This window comes from Streptomyces pilosus (assembly GCF_014649835.1).
GTDB lineage: Bacteria > Actinomycetota > Actinomycetes > Streptomycetales > Streptomycetaceae > Streptomyces > Streptomyces pilosus.
Window position 1 is genome coordinate 464361 of record NZ_BMTU01000002.1, and the last position, 16187, is coordinate 480547.

A 16187-nucleotide genomic window follows, 5' to 3' on the forward strand; every position below is an offset into this window, starting at 1 on the left:
CGACGGCGCGGGCCGCCACCTGCGTTGTGCCGGTGCACCGCCGGGCGGCGGACAGCTTGGGCCGCGGCACACTCCGCCCGCCGCCGTACCGGGGAAGACCCGCTGGTGAAGCGGCAGTTGACCGTTCACCCAGAGGTGGACGGATTCCTTCCGTACGACCTTACGCGTGAGTAAGGTCCGGGGAATGACCGGACAGACGACCCTGCGGCAGCAGGTGATCTCCGAGCTGCTGGACACGCTCCGCACCGACGGCGGTGTCCGCGTGGTGACCGGTGAACCCGGCTGCGGCCGCACGGCGTTCCTCCGGCACGCCGCACGCCTCTTCCGCGCCGGGCCGGTGTGGCACCTGCGGCCCGCGGACGGCTCCACCGCGGAGGCGCTGTCCGACGCCCTGTGCGCGGCGGCCCGCACGGCACCCCTCCTGGTCTGCGCGGACGACGCCCACCTGTGGGACGAGGCGGCCCGCGCGGCACTCGCCCGGGCGGCCGCCCGGGTCCACGCGGCGGGGATCCGCGCGGGGCTGCTCCTGACCGTGCCCGGGCACCGGCCCGTCGACCCGGAACTGGCGGCGCTGCCGGTGCTGCGGCTGGGCCCGCTCACGGCCGGGGACGCGGAGCGGCTGGCCGACGACGCGTCGCACGGCGCCGTCCACCCCGCCGTGCGCGAGGAACTGGTGACGGCGGCGGAGGGCAACCCCGCGCTGCTGCTGGCGCTGGTCGACCGGCTGGCGCCCGCCCAGCTCGCCGGGCACCGGGCACTGCCCCGGCCGCTGGCCGACGGAGAGGTCCTGGCCGGGGTCGTCGGCGGGGCTCTGACCGGTGTGCCGCCCGATCGGAGGAGCCTGCTGCTGACCGCGGCGGCCGCCCTGTGGGCGACGGGGGAGCCGGACGCCGACGCGGACCTCGTCCTGCGGGCCGACGGGACCCGTGCGGCGGAGCCGTTGCCCGAGGTGCTGGTCCGGGCCGGTGACCGGCTCCGCTTCCGCAGCCCGCTGCTGGGGCGGGCGGTGTACGCCGGCGCGCCGGCCGAGCGGCGCCGTGCCGCGCACCGCGCGCTGACCGGCGCGCTGCCGGACCCCGAGGGCATCCTCGCGCTGCTGCACCGCTCGTGGACGGTCACCGGCCACGCCCCCGCCCTCTCCGACGCGCTGGCCCGCGCCGCCGCGGATCCGGCGCCGGAGCTGCCACCCGTCCTGCGCCACCGGGCGCTCACCAGGGCGGCCGCCCTCACCCCGGACGACGCGGCGCGCGTCCACCGGTGCACCGCCGCCGCGGAGCAGGCCGCCCTCGCCGGCCACCCGTCCAAGGCCCTGCGCCTGCTCGACGCCGCCCGCCGCCGTCCGGCGCCCGCGGCGGCGCGCGGCGGCGCGGAGCTGCTGCGGGGCGCGGTGCTGCTGGCCGACGGCCCGGTGGACGACGCCCGTGAATCCTTCCTGCTCGCCGCGACGCTGCTGTCGGCCACCGACCCGGAGGCCGCCGCCACGGCGACCCTCGGCGCGGCCGACGCCGCCTGGTCCGCCGGCGACCCCACCGCCTGCCTGGAGGTCCTCACCCCCGCTCCCGCGCCACCGGCCCGCACGCCCCCGTCCGGCACGGACGGCACCGACGCCGCCGCGTCCCACGAGGCCGTGCTGCGCGACCACCGGGACGGGATGCGGGCTGTGCTGCTGGGGGAGTTCGGCCGGGCCGCAGTGCCGTTGCGCCGGGTCGTCGAACGGGGGCTGTCCGGAGGTGACCCCGAGCGGCTGCTGCGCTCCGCCTCCGCCGCCCTCATGCTCGGGGACGTGACCACCGCCCGCCGCGCCGGCGCACGGGCCCTCGCGGCGGCCCGGACCCACGGTCGCGCCGCCCTCGAACCGAGGGCGCTGGAGTACCTCGCGTACGCCGAACTGCGGGCCGGGCGCCACCAGCTGGCCCGCACGCACGCCGAGGAGGGCCTGCGTACCGCCTCGCGGACCGGGCAGCGGAACACGGCCGCCCACCACCACGCCGCGCTCGCGCTCGCCGCGTCGATCGAGGGCGAGCGGGAGGTCGTCGCCGAGCACACGGCGGCCGCCCTGCGCACCGCTCGCCGGCACGGTCTCGCCCAGGCGGCGGCACTCGCCGAGTGGGCCGCCGCCCGCGCCGACCTGGGCGGCGGCCGTCCGCGGGAGGCCGCGGACCGGCTCGGTCCGCTGGTGCGGCCCGGTGCGCGGCGCGGCCACTTCGCGGTGTGGATGCTGGCCGTCCCCTGTTTCGTGGAGGCAGCCGCCCTCGCCGGGCGGCCCGAGCACGCACGCGCGGTCGTCGACGACTTCGCGCTGTGGGCCGCCTGCGGAGCCGACCCGCAGGCCCCCGCCCAGCTCCTGCGCTGCCGCGCGCTGCTGGCCGCCCCGGAGGCGGCAGACGCCCTGTACCGGCGCGCCCTGGAGCGCCACGAGGACACGGCCGGCGACTTCGAGCGGGCCCGCACCGCCCTCCTCTACGGCAAGTGGCTGCGGCGCAGACGTCGGCTGCGCGAGGCGCGGGCCCGCCTCGGTGAGGCCCTGATGGGCTTCGAACGGTGCGGTGCGCACCCCTGGATGCGGCAGACCGCCGCCGAACTGCGCGCGGGCGGCGCGGCCCCGGCCGGCGGCGGGTCCGGGGCGCTGTCCCGGCTGACGCCGCAGCAACTGCGCATCGCGCGGTGCGTCGCCGAGGGCGCCACCAACCGGGAGGTGGCGCTGAGCCTGTCCGTCAGCACCCGCACCGTCGACTACCACCTGCGGAACGTCTTCGCGACGCTGGGCGTCCGTTCCCGGGTCGAGCTTGTCCGACTGGTCGAACACGGGGAAAAGACCGGTGCACAGCTCTAGGGACCGACCGGACGGTATGCCATCCTTCACGGCAGGACGAGTCCGGTGGCGGCCGGCCCATGGGCTCCCCGTCCGGCCGGGCGCCGGTGAGGGGACCGCCGCACGGGCACCGCCGGGAAGCCGACCCTGGGGGAGATGCGCGATGCAACACGCCGTACGGCCACGTACTCTGCTCCGCCCCGGACCCACGCCCGCCGCTCCGCGTCCGCGGGCACCGCGCGTGCGGTCGCTGATCGACGCCGACGCGCTGCGCGTGCTGCACCGGGCGGCCCGTGTGCTGCTGGACGACCTGCCACAGGTCACCGACCGGCTGATCGCCGTACTCCTGGAGCAGGAGCCCGCCTACCGCACCGCGGTGGAGGGCGACGCCCTCGCCACCTGGCAGGAGGTGCACCGCTCACTGCGCCACAGCATCTCCTCGCTGCTCGATCCGCGGGGCGCCCGGGACGGGGCGCGCCGGTGCTCCTGGAAGATCGGTGCCACGCGCGCCGAACAGGGACTGCCGCTGGACGCGGTCCTGCACGCCTTCCGGCTGGGCGGCTCACTGGTGTGGCAGGGCCTCGTCGACGAGACGTCCCGGGCCGCGCCGGAGGACGTCCGGCTGCTGGTGCACGTGGCGTCCGACGTGTGGAACTTCGTCGACGAGCACTGCACGCTCGTCGCGGACGCCTACCGGCAGACCGAACGGCAGCTGGCATGGCGGAGGGAGAACAGGGTGCGTCTGCTGGCGGCGGCCCTGCTGGACGGCACGAGCAGGATCGCCGACCTGCCCGAGGCCGCTGTGGCGCTGGAACTGCCCGAGCACGGGCGCTACGTGGTCGTCGCGGCCGCCGGCGGCGGGCTCGCCGGTTGTCCGGGTGCCCAAGCGGCGCTCGCCCCGGGTGTGCGCGTGCACTGGCACACCGGTGCGGACGCCGATTACGGCATCGTTCTGGTCGAGGACGGTGAGGAGTCGATCGTGCAGGAGGAACAGGCACCCGGGACACGGGTGGGCGTCGGCAGCGCGGTCGAGGGCCTGGCCGCCGTGGGCGAGGCACGGCGACTGGCGGACACCGCGCTGACCCTGTGCCCGGAAGCGGGCGGAACCGTCCGGCTGACCGAGCACCTCCCGGCCGCACTGGTGGCGTCGAGCCCGGAACTCGGCGCCGCGCTCGCCGACCGGCTCCTCGGGCCGCTGGCCCACCTCGAACCCGCCGACGCGGAGGTCCTGCTGGACACCCTGGCCACCTGGCTGGCCTGCGACGGCTCCGCCCAGCGGGCGAGCCGCCGCCTGTACTGCCACCGCAACACCGTCCTCAACCGCCTGCGCCGCTACGAACAACTGACGGGCCGCTCCCTCTCCCGCCCCGCCGACCTCGTCGAGGTCAGCCTCGCCCTCACGGCCCGCACCCTCCTCAACCGCTGAACCCTCCCGAGGGGCGCGGGGAACCGCGCGCAGCGGGGTCCGGGAGCGCGGCCCCCAGGGAAGGGAAGGGGCGGCGGGGGCGGCACCCCCATCCCCACGCCTCCGATGTCACCCCGGCCCGAAGCCGTACCGGCCCCGCCCACCCGCCTGGGCACCCGCACAACCCCCGCCCACCCCCATTGGTACGCCGCAGCGAGCGCCCCTCGAACGCTGTACCGGCCGGTCGCGACCGTGCTGTCGTGGGCTCCCCTTCCCCCGAAGCCGTGCCGCCGCCCGCGGCGCGGTCCCGAGGAGCCGTGATGCCCGAAGCACCACCGGACGGCCTGCCCGCGCTGCGCGTCGAGAACGTCGACGTGACGTACGGGCGTGCGCTGTCCGCTCTCCGTTCCGTGTCCCTGACCGTGCCACCCGGCGCCGTCGTGGCGCTGCTCGGCGCCAACGGGGCCGGCAAGACGACCCTGCTGCGCGCGGTGTCCGGCACGTTGCGCCTGCACCGCGGCGCGGTCACGGCCGGCCGTATCCGCTACGGCGAGACGGTGCTCGACGGCAAGGACCCCGTCGCCGCGGTACGCGCCGGAGTCGTCCAGGTCCCCGAGGGACGGCGGGTGTTCGCCGGACTCTCGGTCGACGAGAACCTCCGGAGCGGAGGTCTCGGCCTCGGCCGCCGCGGCCGCGCCCAGGTCCAGGAGGCCCGCGACCGCGTGTTCGCGCTGTTCCCCAGGCTCGCCGAACGCACCCACCAGGCGGCCGGCCTGCTCTCCGGCGGCGAGCAGCAGATGCTCGCCATCGGCCGCGCCCTGATGGCCGCCCCCCGCCTGCTCCTCCTCGACGAGCCGTCCCTCGGGCTCGCCCCGCAGATGGTGCACCGGATCGCCGAGGTGATCCGCGAGATCAACGCCCAGGGCACCGCCGTGCTGCTCGTCGAGCAGAACGCCGGCATGGCGCTCTCCCTCGCCGACCACGCGCACGTCCTGGAGGTCGGCGAGACCCGGCTGTCCGGCCCCGCCGACGAACTCGCCCGCACCGACGCCGTACGCCGCCTCTACCTGGGCGAGTCGGCCGAGGACCAGGGGGCCGCGTGAACGACCGCACCACCACCGCACCGCCCGTGCTCGACGTACGGGACGTCACCGTGCGCTTCGCCGGACTCACCGCCCTCGACGGCGTCTCCTTCACCGTCACCCCCGGCTCCGTGCACGCGCTCATCGGCCCCAACGGCGCCGGCAAGTCCACCTGCTTCAACGTTCTGTCCGGCCTGTGCCGCCCGGCCGAGGGCACGGTGACCCTCGGGGAGACCGAACTGACCCGGCTCGCCCCGCACCGCATCGCCGCACTCGGGGTGGCTCGCACCTTCCAGAACATCGTCACCACCCACGGCACGGTCGCCGACAACCTCATGCTCGGCCGCCACGCCCTGACCCGCGCCGGCTTCGCCGCGAGCGCACTGCGCCTGCCGAACGCCCGCCGCGAACAGCGCGAGCACCGCGACCGGGCCCGTGAGATCGCTGAACTCACCGGACTGGGAGCACTCTTCGACAGCCCGGTCGCGCTGCTCTCGTACGGCGACCGCAAGCGCGTCGAACTCGCGCGCGCCCTCTGCCTGGAGCCGCGCGTACTGCTCCTCGACGAACCCGTGGCCGGCATGAACGCCTCCGAACGCGCCCGCACCGCCCGGGTCGTGGGCGAACTGCGCGCCGAACTCGGCCTGTCCATCGTCCTCGTCGAACACGACATGGGCCTCGTCATGCGTCTCGCCGACGACGTGACCGTGCTCGACTTCGGCCGGCGCATCGCCCACGGCACCCCCGACGAGGTCCGCCAGGACCCCGAGGTGCTGCGCGCCTACCTCGGCACCGACGCGACCGAGGAGGACGCGGCATGACGGTACTTCTCGACAACATCCTCGGCGGACTCGCACTCGGCGCGGTCTACGCGCTGGTCGCCCTCGGTTTCGTCGTCATCTTCAAGGCCTCCGGCGTCCTCAACTTCGCCCACGGTTCCCTGCTCCTGTTCGGCGGCTACCTCATCGCCGTCCTCCACGACGACCTGGGCTTCGCCGGGGCACTCGCCCTGGCGGTCCTGACCACGGCCGCCCTCGCGGGCGCGCTCGACCGCTTCCTGCTGCAACGCGGCGGTCAGGACGCCCACTCCGCGCACGTGCAGACCATCGTCACCATCGGCATCGACATCGTCCTGCTCACGGACCTCGCCCGGCGCATCGGCGGCGACCTGCTGACCCTCGGCGACCCGTGGGGCGACGCGGTGACCGAACTGGGGCCGCTCACCGTCGCCGACAGCCGGCTCGCCGCGATCGTGGTGTCGGCCGTGGTCATCGGCGCGGTGTTCGCGCTGTTCCGGTTCACCTCGTGGGGGCTGTCCCTGCGGGCCGCGGCCGAGGACCTGGAGGCCGCCGCGCTCATGGGCGTACGGCTCGGCCGGGTCCGCGCCGGAGCCTGGTGCCTGGCGGGCGCGCTCGCCGCCCTCGCGGCGGTGTTCCTCGCCGCGTTCCCCGCACCCGGTCTGGAGCGCACCACCGGCCAGATCGCCCTCAACGCCTTCCCCGCCGCGATCCTCGGCGGACTCGCCTCCCCGGCCGGCGCCCTCGCGGGCAGCCTGATCATCGGTCTCACCGAGGCCCTCGTCGTCGGCTACCAGTCCGAACTGCACGTCCTCGGCGAGGGATTCGGCGACGTCGCCCCGTACGCGGTGATGCTGCTGGTGCTTCTCGTACGGCCCACCGGGCTGTTCGGAGCGAAGGGAGCGGCCCGTGTCTGACCGCCTCCTCCACACCCTGACCCGCCGGCGCGGCCGGCTGCTGCTGCTCGCCGCCGTCCTGTGCCTGCCGCCCTTCTACCTGGACGCCTTCTGGCTGCGGATCGGCCTGTTCTCCATGGCCGCCGCCATCGGAGCCGTCGGGCTCGCCCTGCTCAGCGGCACCGCCGGCCAGCTCTCCCTCGGCCACGCCTTCTTCCTCGCCGTCGGCGCCTACGGCTACTCCTGGTTCGCGGGCGACCCCGGCCCCGGACTGCCCCCGGCGCTCGCCGTGCTCCTCGCGGTGCTGCTCGCCGGGGCGGCCGGGGGACTCTTCAGTCCCGTCGCCGCCCGGGTCAAGGGGATCTACCTCGGTATCGCGACGCTCGCCCTGGTGTTCCTGGGCCACCACGTCCTGCTGACCGCGGACTCCGTCACCGGCGGCTTCAACGGCCGCTCCGTGCCCCCGCTCAGCCTCGGCGGGTTCACCTTCGCGGAGAGCGACCCCGAACTGACCGTCATCGGTGTGCCGTTCGGTGCGGAGGAACGGCTGTGGTACCTGGGACTCGCCCTGTTCGCCTTCACCTGGTTCACCGCACGCGGCCTGCTGCGTTCGCGCCCCGGCCGGGCGCTGGCCGCCCTGCGCGACAGCGAGACCGCTGCCGCCGTGATGGGCGTCGACGTCGCCCGCCACCGCTCCGCGGCGTTCGTGGTGTCGTCGATGTACGCCGGGCTCGCGGGCGTGCTCCTCGCGCTCGCCTTCCGCCGCGTCGTCCCGGACTACTTCTCCCTCGTCCTGTCCGTCGACTACCTCGCCATGATCGTCATCGGCGGACTCGGTTCCGTCGCCGGAGCCACCGCCGGCGCCGTCTTCGTCACGGCGCTGCCCCTGCTGATGACCCGCTACGCCGACCAGCTGCCGCTGGTCGCCGCCCCCGGCTCGACCGAGGGCGCCGTGGGCCCCACCGAGGCCGCCCGCTACCTCTACGGCGCGGCCATCGTCCTGGTCCTGCTGTACGCCCCCGACGGTCTGCACGGCCTGGCACGCCGGGCCGGCGACCGCGTACGGCGCCTCCGATCCCGTCCCCCCGCCGACCCGACCGACCGTCCTTCGTCCCCGCAGCCGACCGCAGCCGCACGACCCAAGGAGCACACCCCGTGAACACCACGCACCACAGGCCCCGCAACGGGCGCCGCACCGCCGGCACCGTCCTCGCCGGCGCCCTCGTCCTGCTGCTCGCGGCCACCGGATGCAGCTCCAAGGCGGAGGACGGCAAGGGCGGCGGCGAAGCCGCCGACGGCGTCCGCACCGGCCCGGGCATCGGCGCCGACACCATCAGACTGGGCGCCCTCACCGACCTGACCGGCCCCTACGCCACCCTCGGCAAGAGCATCGTGCAGGCCCAGCAGATGTGGGCCGACGAGGTCAACGCCGACGGCGGCATCTGCGACCGCAAGATCGAGATCGTGGTCAAGGACCACGGCTACGACGTGCAGAAGGCCGTCACCGCCTACGCCGACATCGCCCCCGACGTGGTCGCCCTGCCCCAGGTCATCGGCTCCCCGGTGGTCGCCGCCCTGCTCGACGACATCCAGCAGGACAAGATGCTCACCTTCCCGCAGGCGTGGGCCGCCTCCCTGCTCGGCAAGGACGCCATCCAGGTGCTCGGCACCACCTACGACGTCGACATGATCGCCGCCGTGGAGTTCCTCACCCGCACCAAGGGCCTGAAGAAGGGCGACACCATCGGTCACGTCTACTTCGAGGGCGACTACGGCGCCAACGCCCTGGAGGGCTCCACCTGGGCGGCCGGACAGGCCGGCCTGAAGGTGACCGGACAGAAGATCAAGGCGACGGACACCGACCTGTCCGCCCAGGTCTCGGCCCTGAGCAAGGAGGGCGTCAAGGCCGTCCTGATCAGCGCCGGGCCCGCCCAGACCGCCTCCCTGGTCGGCGTCGCCGCCTCCCGCGGGCTGAAGGTGCCCGTCGTCAGCAGCGCCCCCGGCTTCGCGCCCCAGCTGATGAAGACGCCGGCCGCGCCCGCCCTGGCCGCCATGCTCAGCATCGTGAGCGCCGCGCCGGCCGTCAGCTCCGAGCTGCCCGGCGTGCAGCGCATGGTGGCGTCGTACCAGAAGAAGTACCCGGACTCGCCGGTCGACTCCGGCGTGCTCTCCGGGTACAACGCCGCCCAGCTGATGGGCGCCGACCTGAAGAAGGCCTGCGAGTCGGGCGGCCTCGGCCGGGAGGACGTCGTCAAGGCGCACCGGTCACAGGCCAACGCCGACACCGGCCTCGGCACCCCGCAGAACTTCTCCGACGTCGACCGCCCCGCGAGCGTCAAGACCTACGTCCTCAAGCCCGACGCCAAGGCGGTCGGCGGCGTGGTGAACGCCGAGGACGCGCACGCGGCGCCGGGAGTGGAGGACTACCTGTCCGGGCGGTGACGGACGGCCGCTCCGGGCGGCCGGCCCCGGCGGACCCCAGGGGAGGGGACCGCCGGGGTCAGCCCCCGGCCGCCTCCGGGTCGCGGTCGGACGACGGCCAGACGTACGGCAGGTCGTCCGGCTCGTCCGGGAAGCGTTCCGCGTACACGTCCGGGTCCTTGCGGAGCAGCGCCGAGCGGTGACTGCGGTGCACCGCCTCGTCCCCGAGCCAGGGCGGCAGCTCACCGGCCCCCGCCAGCTCCCGCTGTGCGCGCACCGGCGCGCCGGGCCGCACCCGCGCCAGGTCGGCCACCAGCGTCGCGGCGCAGCTGTCCTGGTGGCCGAGGTCGCGCCACACCCGGCAGACGTCCAGGCCGTAGCGGACCAGTGCCTCCTCGTAGCCGGTCCACATGCGCACCGCGGGATGGCGGCGCCACCCGTACCCCGGCACGATCAGCCCGCGCAGCACCTGGATGGCCTCGACCCGCTGCTTGCCGAGCCGGCGCCGGTCGAGGACCAGCGCCGACTCCTGGAAGTCGGGGTACGGCAGAAAGGTCTGCATGCGTCCGTCCCTACGGGCCGGGGACCGCCGTGCCGTCGGCGCACGGCTCACCGCACCGCAGTTCCCCTTCCCCGGCGGCCCACACCCCGAGGGGCCCGCACGGCTCAGCCCATCGTGCCCAGACGCGCCTCGCGCCACAGGTCGACGCCGCCGTCGGTGGCGTACGTGTCGATCTCGGCCAGCTCCTCGGCGGAGAAGTCGAGGTTCTCCAGCGCGGCCACGTTCTGCTCCAGCTGCTCGGTGCGGGAGGCGCCCATGACCAGCGAGGTGACCCGCCGGTCCCGGAGCGCCCAGGCGAGCGCCATCTGCGCCAGGGTCTGTCCGCGGCGGGCCGCGATGCCGTTCAGGGCGCGGAGCCGGCCCAGCATCTCCTCGGTCAGCCATCCGCTGTCGAACGACTTGCCCGCCGCCGCCCGGGAGTCCCGCGGCACACCGTCCAGGTAGCGCCCGGTCAGCAGCCCCTGCGCGAGCGCCGTGAACCCGATGACCCCGAAGCCCTCCTCCTGCGCCGCGTCCAGCAGACCGTCCGTCTCGATCCAGCGGTTCAGCATGCTGTAGGACGGCTGGTGGATCAGCAGCGGAGTGCCGAGGTCGCGGAGGATGGCCGCGGCCTCCCGGGTGCGCTCGGCGTCGTACGAGGAGATGCCCACGTAGAGGGCCTTGCCCTGGCGGACCGCCGTGTCCAGGGCCCCCATGGTCTCCTCCAGGGGCGTGGTGGTGTCCAGGCGGTGCGAGTAGAAGATGTCGACGTGGTCCAGGCCCATGCGCTTCAGCGACTGGTCCAGGGAGGCCAGCATGTACTTGCGGGAGCCGCCGCCCTGTCCGTACGGGCCGGGCCACATGTCCCAGCCGGCCTTGGTGGAGATCACCAGCTCGTCCCGGTAGGGCGCGAGGTCCCGGCGCATCAGCCGGCCGAAGTTGACCTCGGCGGAGCCGTAGGGCGGGCCGTAGTTGTTCGCCAGGTCGTGGTGGGTGATCCCCAGGTCGAAGGCGCGCAGGGCGATCTCGCGCTGCGTCTCGAAGGCCCGGTCGTCGCCGAAGTTGTGCCAGTAGCCCAGGGACAGCAGGGGGAGGTCGAGGCCCGAGCGGCCGGTGCGCCGGTAGCGCATGGTGCCGTCGTAGCGCTCGGGGCGGGCGATGTGGTTCATCGGCTGGTCTCCGGTGGTGCGAGTGGGGGCGTCCCGTGGGATGGTGTTGCTCCTCGCCCACACTGCCCCCGCGTGATCCGGAAGTCCAACCGATCCCTTCCATGGAATTCAGCGGTGCCGCTTCTGAATCCCCAGGAGGTCCGCCATGCGCATCCGTTCGCTGACCGTCGGCCTGGCCGCGGCATTCGCGGTGTCCTGCCCGGTCCTGACCGCCCCTTCCGCGGCCGTCCCCTCCGCCGTGACCGCCCAGCCCCTGGTCGTCGACCGGGTGCTCACCTACGACGCGAGAGCCGCCGCGGAGTTCCGGGCCGCCGTCGACCGCGGCGCGGCGATCTGGAACGCGAGCGTCGACGGCGTGGAACTGCGCCCGGCCGGGGCCGGGCAGCGCGCCGACATCCGCGTCGTGGCGGACGACGGCTGGCCGCGCTCCCTCCCGGACTCCCTGGGCCGGGGCACCGTCTACATCGGACGCCAGGCCATCGACCAGGGACACTCGGCGGTCCGCGTCGCGGCCCACGAACTCGGCCACATGCTGGGCCTCCCGGACCGCAAGCCCGGCCCCTGCTCCCGTCTGATGTCGGGCGCCAGCGCCGGGACCTCCTGCACGAACCCGTACCCGAACGCCGCGGAGCGGGCCCAGGTGGAGGAGAACTTCGAGGGAGCCGCCGCCGGGGCGTCCATGTGACGATGTGACAACCGAGGCGATCACCGCTACGGTTGTCACAGGTCAGGGCGAGGAGAACCTCCCACCCCGGGCCGTGCGTTGGTGGTCCAAGGAAAGACGCCCCGCTTCCTGCGGGGAGATGCAGGTGCAAGGCCTGCCCGGCGCTCCGCAGTCGAGCCCCGTCCCGGAGTCCCGGGACGGGGCTCGTGCCGTTGTCGCCGGGTTCAGCGCTGCGCCGGCAGGGTCCAGCAGTTGGAGCGGGTCGGTTCGCCCCGGAGCCGGTCGGTCAGCCACTCCACCGCGTCGCCCTGGTCGGTGAGGAGCGGAGCCAGGTGGTTGGTGAGGATCTTGTCGCCGAGGTTGGGCAGCCGGACCGCCTTGTAGGTCACGTCGCCGCCCTTCTCGCACCAGTCCACGGCCAGTTGGCGGGCCTGCTCGTGGGGGACGATGTCGTCCTGGACGCCGGTGACGAGCCGGACCGGCCCGGTGGGCCTCATCGTGCTGATGCGCTGCTTGTCGAGGGCGGCCTGGGCGGCGGGCTCGGCGGCGATGATCTCGGCGAGGGACTTGCCGCTCGTGGTCCACTTGGTGCTCTTGGTGAAGCCGTGGCCGAGGATCGCGTCGCCGACGCAGGCGGTGGAGACGTCCTTCAGCGCCGCGCGTCCGGCGGCGTTGACGTTCGCCTCGACGACCCGGCGCAGTTCGGGTTCGGCCTGCGCGAAACCGTTGATCGACCAGCCCAGCGCGCCGGCCAGCGCACTGCCGTCGATGCCCTTCATCACGGCCGTCAGATCGGCGGGCGGCGCCCCGCTGTAGGTGCCGGCGAGCGGGACGTCGGGGGCGTAGGTGCTCTGGAGTTCGGCCGCGGAGGCGGTGGCGCCGCCGCCCTGGCTGTAGCCGTACATGCCCACGCGGGAGGCCGGGGTGACGGACGCGCCCGGCACGGCGCGCGCGGCCCGGGCGGCGTCCAGCATGGCGTGTCCCTCGTCGACACGGTTGACGTAGGTGTGCAGCCGGTCCGTCGCCCCGAGGCCGGCGTAGTCGGTGACGACGACGGCCGCCCCGGTGGCGAGCAGCCGGTAGACGGCCAGCGTCTCGTACCCGAACGACACGGTCCGGCCGTTGAGCGTCAGCGGGTTCTGCAGGGCCAGGGAGGGAGCGCACTGGTCGCCCTGGCCCATGGTCCCGGAACCGACGACCACCAGGGGCCGGGGTCCGGCGCCCTTCCAGGCGGCGGACGGCTCGATGTAGGCCCCGGTGACGGCCACCGGCTGCCCGGCCGAGTCGGTGGAGGTGTACATGAGCCGGGTCGCCGTGCCCGGCAGGGTGCGGCCGTCGAGGCCGGGCAGGCTCAGGCCGAGACGCAGCGGCTCGTGGCGGACCAGCACGCCGTTGCCCGCGGGGAGTTCGGCGGGCGGGGTGTAGAAGGCGGGGATGGTGACGCCCCGCGAGACCACGGGGTCGGTCGCGGCGGCGGGCGGCGCGGACACGCACACACAGGCCGTCGTGGCGACGACGGTGGTCAGCGCGCTGCTGATACGGCTCACGGCTCACTCCTCGCTCTGCTCCTGAAGGTGAAACGTGAAACTAACAGCGCTCGCTTACCGCCGGTAACCCATGGGTAAGTTACGTCACGGTAACTTTTGGCCCGCCGCCCGGGCGTGACCCTGGGCGCACACCGGAGCGGGCCCCGCCGGACGGTCGTCCGGCGGGGCCCACTCGTGAACTGCCGGGTCGTCAGGCCGTGTGCAGCGTCAGCCCGTAGCGGTTGAGGATCTCGTTGACCGGCTGGAACCAGGTCTCGCCGCCGCTGGAGCAGTTGCCCCAGCCGCCGGAGGTGACGCCCTGCGCCTGGTCGCCGCTGATGAACGAGCCGCCCGAGTCACCGCCTTGGGCGCACACGCTCGTCTTCGTCATCTGGTGGACCGCGCCCTGGCTGTAGTTGACGGTCTCGTTCTTGGCCAGCACCCGCCCGCAGTGCCAGTGGGTGGTGGAGCCGGAACGGCAGATCGAGGCCCCGACCGGCGCCTCCGCCGAACCGCGCACGAGCTGGTCCGGAACCGTGCCCCAGCCGAGCACCACCGGCACCGTCCACCAGCCGCTGCCCACGTTCACCCAGGCGTAGTCGTTGCCGGGGAACGAGGAGCCCTGGAAGTTGCCGATGTAGGAGCCGTCCCAGCCCCTGACCTGCTGTCCCACCCCGCCGCAGTGCCCGGCCGTGACGAAGCCGCCGTGCACCGAGAAGCCTATGGAGCAGCGGACGTTGCCGGTGTAGTAGGGATCGCCGCCTACGGTCCCGGCGGCGAAGGTCACGGCCGGTGCGGGCACGGTCCGCACGGTGACCGGGCCCGCTTCCCTCGCCTTGTCGACGAAGGCGCGGACATCGTTGTCGGACCGCTCGCCCTCGACCACGTTCACCACGACCGTGTTGCCGGCCGGGTCGACGGACCAACTGCTGACGCCCGACGGCGCGTCGAGGCGGTCGATGCGGGCCTTGGCCGCGTCCAGTCGCCGCGCGCTGTGTTCGACGGTGCGGACGGTGGCGCCGGCCGAACGCAGCGCCTCGACCGTGCCGGCTCCGGCGTCCCGGGTGACGGCGACGGTCAGCTTCTCGCTCCCGGCGTCGAACCAGGCACCGCCGTAGGCCGGTCCCGCGGTCCTGCGCGCCTCGGGTGCGAGGTCGGTGGCCCGGCGTTCGGCGGCCAGCCGGTCCGCCGCCTCGGCGCGGGTCAGGCCGAAGTCCCGCCGCATCGCGTCCAGCAGGGCGGTGGAGGCGGGTGCGGAGTCCGTGCTGCGGGCGGCGGGGGAGTCGGGGGCGCCCTGCGCCGAGGCGGGCACGGTGCCGGCCGCTGTCCAGCTGCCGATCAGGAGCAGGGCGGCCACGCCGGCACGCGTGAATCTGATGCGTCTCATGGAAGGTTGCCCTTCGTCGTTCCAACAAGGTGGGGGCGGAACAACCGCGTGTGAGAGCGCTCTCACCGCGAGGTGAGCCGAGCGTAGCGAGGCGATGGGTGTCAGGTCTATGCCAATGCACGGCCTCATTTGGCTGACGCCCCGTCAGCCGCGTGAGCCCGGCGGCTCCCTTCCGGTCCGGCCGAGGGCGCGACAACCGGCCGCCCGGGCCGCCCCGTTCAGCGCGCGCCCTGCTCGGCCCGCTCGGCCTCCGCGGCGGCTTCGTCCGCCTCCCGCCGGGCCCGGTCCAGGGCGTCCGCAGCCGTCCGGTCCCGCTGCTCCGCCTCGCGCTGCTCCCGCTCGGCCCGTTCCAGCGCCGCGCGTCCCTCCTGGAGCTGTGCCTCCAGCGCCGACACCCGCTCCCCGGTCTCCCGACGGCGCTCGCGCGCCGCCGCCAGCGACGCCGCGGTGTCCTCCCGCTCCACGCGCCGGGCACGCAACTCCTCCTCGGCCGCCCGGGCCGCCTCCCGCGCACGGGCGAGCCGCTTCGCACGCTGTTCCGCGAGCCGGTCCCGCTTCCCCGCCGTGACCGGCCGGTCGCGGGGCGCCCCCCGCGCCGGGCCGGTCCCTTCCGCCGTCTCCGCCGGAAAACCCGACGGCGGGGTCAGCGCGCTCTCCACCCGGCCCGTCGCCCACAGGCCGGCCGCCTCCGGATCGGCGAGCACGGCGCGCAGGGTCGTCTCGACGTCCCGCCGCACCGGCTCCGACAGCGGATGCCCGGCATCCCGCGCCAGCTCCGCCGCCTGCCGGGACAACGCGGAGACGATGCGCCGCCGCTGGGCCGACAACTCCTTCATCCCGCTCGGATCCAGTGTGGCGTGGGCCTCGCGCAGCGCCCGTCCCAGTTCCAGGAACCGCTCCGCCTCGTCGGGCCGGGAGCGCCGGAGCAGATTCGCCGCCCAGGCCGCGAGGGTGGGGCGGCGGGCGGCGTGGATGCGGCGGGCATCGTCGGCCCGCCCGGCCGTCCGGGCGGCCGCGGCCCGTTCCTCGCGCCGGGTGACGAAAGCGGACGGCGGCAGCGCGTACAGCTCGTCGAGGACCGCCTCCACGTCCTCGCCCCCGCCGTCCCTCACACCCTTGCGCCGCATGATCCCCAGACTCCACCGAACCCCGCGGCCGCGCACGCGGGGCGGCACCCCCCACGGTGCCGGCCCGGTCGGGAGGCTCCGGCGAGCGGCGCCGCGAGAGGAGACCGGGCCCGGGGAACGGTGCCCGGGCCGACGCGGTCCGGCCGTCGAGGCCGTCGTCACGAGCCGCCCGGGGGAGCCGCCCCGCGCCCTCCCGGGGCCCGCGGGCCGTTCACGCCGGCTGTCCCGCCACGGACGGGAGCTCCCCGGGACGGCGGCGGCCGGCACGGCGAGGCACCCGTCTGCCGCACCCGTCAGGATTGAATGCCACGTCAGCGGGCACTCTGGGGCCCCGACCGGGGTACACCCCCACGACCGAGC

At 74.9% G+C, this 16187-nt stretch carries 13 protein-coding genes; 8 read left to right on the forward strand and 5 right to left on the reverse strand.

Annotated features, from left to right (window positions below):
- The first annotated feature begins 184 nt into the window (after positions 1–184).
- The 7 genes from IE118_RS07070 to IE118_RS07100 all read left to right on the forward strand — a co-directional run bounded on the left by IE118_RS07070 (position 185) and on the right by IE118_RS07100 (position 9434).
- A complete protein-coding gene (locus IE118_RS07070) occupies positions 185–2833 on the forward strand; it encodes a helix-turn-helix transcriptional regulator (protein ID WP_189556504.1) in 2649 nt (882 codons plus the stop codon).
- A gap of 142 nt (positions 2834–2975) precedes the next feature.
- Positions 2976–4238: a PucR family transcriptional regulator gene (locus tag IE118_RS07075; RefSeq protein WP_189556506.1), complete on the forward strand. Its 1263-nt coding sequence runs from the start codon at positions 2976–2978 to the stop codon at positions 4236–4238.
- A 299-nt stretch (positions 4239–4537) separates the two neighbouring features.
- A complete protein-coding gene (locus IE118_RS07080; RefSeq protein ID WP_189556508.1) occupies positions 4538–5320 on the forward strand; it encodes an ABC transporter ATP-binding protein in 783 nt (260 codons plus the stop codon).
- Positions 5317–6120 carry an ABC transporter ATP-binding protein gene (locus IE118_RS07085; protein WP_189556510.1) on the forward strand — a complete coding sequence of 268 codons (804 nt, stop codon included), beginning with the start codon at positions 5317–5319 and terminating at the stop codon, positions 6118–6120. Before IE118_RS07080 ends, IE118_RS07085 begins: the two co-directional genes overlap by 4 nt.
- Positions 6117–7013 carry a branched-chain amino acid ABC transporter permease gene (locus IE118_RS07090; protein ID WP_189556512.1) on the forward strand — a complete coding sequence of 299 codons (897 nt, stop codon included), beginning with the start codon at positions 6117–6119 and terminating at the stop codon, positions 7011–7013. The genes IE118_RS07085 and IE118_RS07090 overlap by 4 nt, the downstream gene beginning before the upstream one ends.
- Positions 7006–8151, forward strand: coding sequence for a branched-chain amino acid ABC transporter permease (locus IE118_RS07095; RefSeq protein WP_189556514.1), 1146 nt, complete (start codon positions 7006–7008; stop codon positions 8149–8151). The genes IE118_RS07090 and IE118_RS07095 overlap by 8 nt, the downstream gene beginning before the upstream one ends.
- Positions 8148–9434, forward strand: coding sequence for an ABC transporter substrate-binding protein (locus IE118_RS07100; RefSeq protein WP_189556516.1), 1287 nt, complete (start codon positions 8148–8150; stop codon positions 9432–9434). The genes IE118_RS07095 and IE118_RS07100 overlap by 4 nt, the downstream gene beginning before the upstream one ends.
- Before the next feature lie 58 nt (positions 9435–9492).
- On the opposite strand, the gene IE118_RS07105 is transcribed toward IE118_RS07100, so the two are convergent.
- Positions 9493–9975, reverse strand: coding sequence for an MSMEG_6728 family protein (locus tag IE118_RS07105; protein ID WP_189556518.1), 483 nt, complete (start codon positions 9973–9975; stop codon positions 9493–9495).
- Positions 9976–10079: 104 nt separating this feature from the next.
- Complete coding sequence (mgrA, locus tag IE118_RS07110; protein WP_189556520.1) at positions 10080–11123, reverse strand: L-glyceraldehyde 3-phosphate reductase; 1044 nt, start codon at positions 11121–11123, stop codon at positions 10080–10082.
- A gap of 145 nt (positions 11124–11268) precedes the next feature.
- Between mgrA and IE118_RS07115 the strand changes: the two genes are divergently transcribed.
- Complete coding sequence (locus IE118_RS07115; protein WP_189556522.1) at positions 11269–11808, forward strand: snapalysin family zinc-dependent metalloprotease; 540 nt, start codon at positions 11269–11271, stop codon at positions 11806–11808.
- Positions 11809–12011: 203 nt separating this feature from the next.
- Here the strand turns inward: IE118_RS07115 and IE118_RS07120 are convergent, their stop codons facing one another.
- The 3 genes from IE118_RS07120 to IE118_RS07130 form a co-directional block, all read right to left on the reverse strand.
- On the reverse strand, positions 12012–13334 hold the full coding sequence (locus IE118_RS07120) for a lipase family protein (RefSeq protein ID WP_189556524.1): 1323 nt from the start codon (positions 13332–13334) through the stop codon (positions 12012–12014).
- Positions 13335–13524: 190 nt separating this feature from the next.
- Positions 13525–14700, reverse strand: coding sequence for a S1 family peptidase (locus IE118_RS07125; protein WP_189556526.1), 1176 nt, complete (start codon positions 14698–14700; stop codon positions 13525–13527).
- A gap of 218 nt (positions 14701–14918) precedes the next feature.
- Positions 14919–15827: a hypothetical protein gene (locus IE118_RS07130; protein WP_189556528.1), complete on the reverse strand. Its 909-nt coding sequence runs from the start codon at positions 15825–15827 to the stop codon at positions 14919–14921.
- Positions 15828–16187 lie beyond the last annotated feature (360 nt).